Source organism: Lyngbya sp. CCY1209 (genome assembly GCF_055795065.1).
Map to the genome: position 1 here is coordinate 1 of NZ_JAYFER010000124.1, position 5927 is coordinate 5927.

3 protein-coding genes are annotated in these 5927 nt (G+C 54.3%); 2 read left to right on the forward strand and 1 reads right to left on the reverse strand.

What is annotated here, in order from left to right; genetic code table 11:
* The first annotated feature begins 139 nt into the window (after window positions 1-139).
* Window positions 140-1150 (forward strand): sulfate/molybdate ABC transporter ATP-binding protein, encoded by a 1011-nt coding sequence (locus AC0QHF_RS00945; RefSeq protein WP_324702308.1) that lies wholly within the window; start codon window positions 140-142, stop codon window positions 1148-1150.
* A gap of 259 nt (window positions 1151-1409) precedes the next feature.
* Entirely contained in the window at window positions 1410-3413 is a 2004-nt protein-coding gene (locus tag AC0QHF_RS00950) for an ATP-binding protein (RefSeq protein WP_324702309.1), read from the forward strand.
* A 65-nt stretch (window positions 3414-3478) separates the two neighbouring features.
* Here AC0QHF_RS00950 and AC0QHF_RS00955 read toward each other — a convergent pair whose 3' ends face one another.
* Window positions 3479-5614: a DUF6851 domain-containing protein gene (locus AC0QHF_RS00955; protein ID WP_324702310.1), complete on the reverse strand. Its 2136-nt coding sequence runs from the start codon at window positions 5612-5614 to the stop codon at window positions 3479-3481.
* Window positions 5615-5927: the final 313 nt, after the last annotated feature.

Consider the following 5927-nt stretch of genomic DNA (forward strand, 5'->3'; position numbering starts at 1 on the left):
TCGGGCTCCCCCCTTTTTAAGGGGGGCTGGGGGGGATCGGGCTCCCCCCTTTTTAAGGGGGGCTGGGGGGGATCGGGGAGCGTGTAAATAACCGGATCTGATATGATCAATTATCAATTTTTTACACCCAATTAAAGCCATGACTATTCAGGTTGAAAATCTTGTCAAACGCTTCGGGAATTTTGTCGCCTTAGACGACATCAATTTGACCGTCAAAACCGGGTCGCTGGTGGCACTGCTCGGGCCGTCCGGTTCCGGGAAATCCACCTTATTGAGGGCGATCGCGGGATTAGAAAAACCCGACTCCGGGCGCATTTATTTAGAAAATGGCGACGTCACCGATGCCCAAGTCCAGGAGCGGCAGGTCGGATTTGTATTCCAACATTACGCCCTGTTCAAACATATGACCGTCCGCCAAAATATCGCTTTTCCGCTGGAAATTGCCCGCCGTAAAAAATCTGATATCCGGGGGCGGGTCGCCTCATTGTTAGATTTAATTAAATTAGAAGGATTGGGCGATCGCTATCCCGCCCAACTTTCCGGCGGACAGCGGCAGCGCATCGCCCTCGCCCGCGCCTTGGCGATCGAACCGAAGGTTTTACTATTAGATGAACCCTTCGGGGCGTTGGATGCGAACGTGCGGCACGATTTGCGGGCCTGGTTGCGCCGCCTCCACGATGAGGTACACGTCACGACCTTAATTGTCACCCACGATCGCGAAGAGGCGATGGAAATTGCCGATGAAATTGTGGTGATGAACGAGGGGCGCATCGAACAGGTGGGGACCCCCCAACAGGTTTACGATCGCCCCGCCAGCCGCTTTGTGATGGGTTTTATCGGCCCGGTAAACGTCCTCCCCCAGGACGAAACATCGGAGGTTTTGGTGCGCCCCCACGACATCCGCATCGGCGAAATTCCCAACGATCAAAGTATCCCGGCAATTGTCAAACGCATCGTTTACATGGGTTGGGACGTTCAAATTGAATTATTGCTGCGGGACGGGACGGTTTTGAATGCCCAATTGACGCGAGATGAATGCGATCGCCTCGGAATTAGTATGAATCAAAAAGTGTATATTTTCTCGGAAAAAACCGTAACATTTGCAGACAAACGGCAACCCATCCCGTCCCATTTCCGCAAATGTTCTTGACGGACTCCGGCGACTCCCATCCAATCCCGTTCCCCGACATCCACACCCACAGGTGTTTTCGGGTTCATGTCGGTGCGCGATCAGCTTGGCCGGTGGGCTTCGTGCGATCGCCCATCGGGATTTGATATTGCACCCCAACTATTTCGGAAGTCTTAAAAAAGTATTAAAATGGTTTGACAGTCCGTCACCGGGCTGATGTCGGACATTTTGTTGATTCTTTCCCCTGTCAAGAACTCGCCGAGTGCAAGCCGAATCCCCGATGGCACGATCGCAAAAGGCAAAAACCCAGTTGGAAATATTCTGGCAACTCTCATCCGATCTAATTTGTCTCCTGGGACCCGACGGTTGCATCCGCCAGGTCAACCCGGCCTGGGCCAAAATATTAGGCTGGACGGAAGCGGATCTCGTCGGCCAAATGTGGTGGGATTGGATTCATCCGGAGGACTTGTCCCGGACCCATGACCTGGAAAAGATACTCTCGCCGGAGGAGGTGGGGGAAGTTTCGTTGCGATTGCGTCGCCGGGACGGCAACTACCAAAATTTTCTTTGGAAAATGAGCGGATGGGGAAAAAACTGCATCTTGGGCTTCGGGGCCGCGATCGCCCCGGCGGTTTCCCCCCCCGACCCCGTAGCCGACGAACTCCACACCCTCTATCGAATTTTCCGACAAGTCGGCTATCCCCACAGCTACGAAGATTTATTTCGATCGACCTTTGAATATCTCTGGCCTCTGATTCCCTACGACGTGGCGGGCAGTATCTTCCTAGAATATGGGATGCCAGACCCGGGAGAAGCCGTCGAAACCCCCCCAAATTGTCAGTTATTTTTACGGGCTTTCCGTCCCCTTTCCCGCCCCCTTCAGGAAACCATTCAAACCCAACTTTTGGAACAGTTGGCTTCGATGATCGGAGAAAATTTGTATCGTCGTCCGCTGTGCTTTCACCCCCTCGAAATTCCCCGGGGAAAACCACCGGCGATCGCGGCCCTGGAATCGCGCTTTTCGATCCCCCTCATCGCCCGGTCAGAAACCCAAACCCAGATCGTGGGGTTGCTGTTTTTGGGAGCCGAATCGAAGGGACGTTTCACCGAATCCCACATCCGGCTGCTCTACTACCTCGCCAACCATACCGCCATCACCCTCCAACACCTGCAATCTCGGTTAGCAGTCGAGCAGCAAAACTTGCACAATTTGGCGCTAAACTTACCCGAAGGGGTCTTGTTGATCGATGGAAATCAAAAGGTCGTCCTCGCCAATCCCCGGGGAAAAATCTATCTCAAAGCGGTCGGAAAAATCGAAGCCGGAGTGTTGTCAGAACTGGGGGGATTTGCGGTAGCGGAGTTGATGCGATCGCCCCATCTAGTCACCCACGAAATTACCGTTTCCTCCTCGCCGGAACAAGTTTTGGAGGCGATCGTGCAACCGATGAAATCGGAGACATCGCCCGGTTCTCGGATGATCGTGATCCGGGATATCAGCGATCGCAAGCGGGTGGAATCTGAAATCCGCCAAGCCCTCGAAAAAGAGCGGGAACTCGGCGCGCTCAAATCTCAAGTCATCCAAACCGTCTCCCACGAATATCGCACCCCCCTGACGACGATCCTATCCGGGGCGGAACTGATCGAAACTCACCACCAAGAACTTTCGACGGAACAGCAACTCCACTTCCTGAGACTGATCCAAAATGCGGCTAAACACATGGCATCTTTGGTGGAAGATATGCTGCTGGTCAACCGCGCCGAATCGGGGACGATAGACTTTCAACTCCGGCCCCTGGATCTGGTTTCCTTCGGTCAAAAATTGCTGGAAGAGTTGCAGCCCTTGGCGGCGGACAAACACGCCTTAGTTTTTCGCTCCGATCGCGATTCAATCCCCTGTTACGGCGATCCGAAATTGTTGCGACAGATGTTGACCAATCTCATTTCTAACGCGATCAAATATTCGCCGGACGGGGGCGCGATCGACTTCGACCTGGGTTGTCAAAATGAGAAAATATACTTTAAAATTAAAGATGAAGGCATCGGCATTCTGCCCGCCGATCGCGATCGCCTCTTTGAATGCTTTTATCGGGGCAAAAATGTGGAGACGATCCGGGGAACCGGCTTGGGGCTGGCGATCGTGAAAACCTGCGTCGAACTCCACGGCGGCGAAATTGAGGTGGATAGCGAAGTGGGACGCGGCACCTGTTTTGTCGTCAAAATCGATCCGCACCACCTCTCGAAAACCTACGATCAAAAACGACGGGAATCCCGACAATATTATTGAATTGTTAGTCGTGGGAGTCGGGGGAATCTCAAATCTCCAGTCTAAAATTCCCCCACCCCGTGACATCAAGCCAGAACCTCGATAAAATCATCGACATCGATGGCACTGCTTTCGACGCCAAGCAATGTCATCGAAAGTTGTGGGGCACTGATGCGAGTGTCGTGGCCGACCCGAGAGACAGACAATTGCTCGAAAGTCAGATCGTCCTTCAAACCGATAATATCTATTCCATCTCGAAAATCGGCGATGATATCGTTGCCGTCACCCGCTCCGAAGTCGAAGCGATCGCCGCCCGGACCCCCGATGAGGAAGTCGTCGCCCCCGTCCCCGGCAATGATATCATCTCCCATACTCCCGTCGAGATTATCGTCATTCGCACCTCCGTAGAGAACATCATTACCCGTCAAACCTCGGATGAAATCATCGCCGCCACCGCCGCGGATCAAATCATTTTCCCGGGTGCCGCTCAACCCGTCGTCACCATCCGTACCGACAATCGTATTGGGAGCGATCGCCGAGTGCGTTTGTTCCCAAACCCGGCCCGCCACCTGTCGCCCCAGGGACCGACCGTTCAAATCGCCGTCCTGAAAGTGGATGCCCCCGTAAAGGCGAGAAATCCCCGCCTCGTCGGCCGCTTCGCCGAAGGTTTCCCACTCCAAAGTCACGGGAGTGTGCGGGGTCATACCCGGTTCAAAGCGGGACTCCTCCGGCTCAAAAGTGACCGCCGCCCCAAAATCGTCGCCGCCGGTAAAGCGCCGCAGAATCTCGGCCCCCGCCGCGCTGAAAGTGCTGTGGCCCGAGACATATTCGGCGAAGGGAGGCGAAGGGTCGCTCCCCGGCGTTTGATAGGTGAGAAAATCCGTCGCCAGAATCGTCTGAATGCCTTCTCCGGGCCCGCCCCAAGCCTCGATCGCAAAACCGCCCAGTTCGGAATCAAACTCCCCGATCAAGCCCAGTTCGCCGAGTTCGCGCACCGTCCGCACGGGACGAGCATAGTCGTAGTAAACTTTCGCTTCCCACGTCGCGATGCCGGCATCGAATACCGCATTTCCCAAATTCAAAAAGAGTTTGACATCTTCATCCAACGTGTGGTCATCCCGGGCCGACACATATTGTCCGAATGTCATCCAAGTGCCCGGCGGGAAGGACGTACCGCCCGCATCTTCCCAAAATTCCGCAATCAATTTGTGTTCGTCGGTCAGGTAGGCGCTGTAATCGACGACCTGTTCTGTTTGTTCGATGAATTCGGGATTGATAATCGTGCCGACAATATCCGGGCTGATTGGCACGGACGACCCGTCGCTCAAAGCGATCGTGCCGGCTTGCAAGTCCACCTCGCCATCGACCAATAAAAACGGCTCGGGTTCCGGCGGTCGCAGTTCGTGCCACGGGGAGAAATGGGGGGGATTCTGTCCGAAATCCGGGGGAAAAGGGTTCGGATTGCCTTCCCAGTCGATCTCGCCCTCGAAGGATAAAAACGGTTGGGGCAGCGGCGATCGCCCTCCGGACTCCGAAGCGAAACTAAAAGGCACGACATAACCCCAGTGGGGGGTCAGAAACCTTTGCACCTGTTGCTCTTGTCCCGGTTGGGCGTCCATGGGCACTCGTTCGGGCGTCCAGCGTTCAATGTCCCTCGGATCTCCGGGCGGATTGACGGGTTGATAGCCGCTGATATCCGAATAGGGAGTGCCGTCGCCGTTCGGGTGATTTCCGAGTTGATTGGAGCCGTCATTTCTGCGAAATGTTAACAGAGCTTCGGCGGAGATGTTTCCGATCCCGGCGGGAGTGCTTCCATTCATGGCGGTGTCGTCGGGATCGTAACCCAAATCGGCCATCAATTCATCGAAAAGATCGACTTGGGTGGGAAATAATTCGGAGAGCACCCGGTAAGCCGCAAAACTCATGGCTTCCGCTTTGTTGGCGGCGGTGTTTTCTGACTGGGGCTGCTGCAGGGCATCTCCCAATTGAGTCCCGACGGCCAGCGGATCGTAGGCGCTCCAGGCGTCGTAGATGGCCGTGTGTACCATCCCATAGGCGCGGGAGGCGATCGTCGGTCCCGGGGCAGTATTGATGACCGCCTCTTGGGCGACCCGATCCCAGCGCACGGAAATTGTGGGTGACGGGTCGTCAACCGTCACCCGTTGGGTTTCGGGATGTAAAATGAGATTGATATCGTTATTTTCAGAAGCTGAATTATCCATTGTCTTTGGTTTCCTAATTTGATGGAGTCCCCCCGATGGCAATTTTCGTTGTCATACCAAGTCCGCCAAAATAGTTTTGAGAAAAAACTGTTTTTTATTCGACAATCAGAAATCCATACAATGACTGATTGTCCGAACTTGATCTCATACCAAGTTCCGGTCATTGACTGACAGCAAAAATCTGGGGAGTTCGACGCTCCCGCCGTTCCCGGGTCGATGCCGACATCACTATGTTTGTTGACTTCTCCCCGGTCTAAAGACGCGGGGATTCTTAAGCCGTCCAAAACTGAACTCTTAAAGGCATAGTCAATGT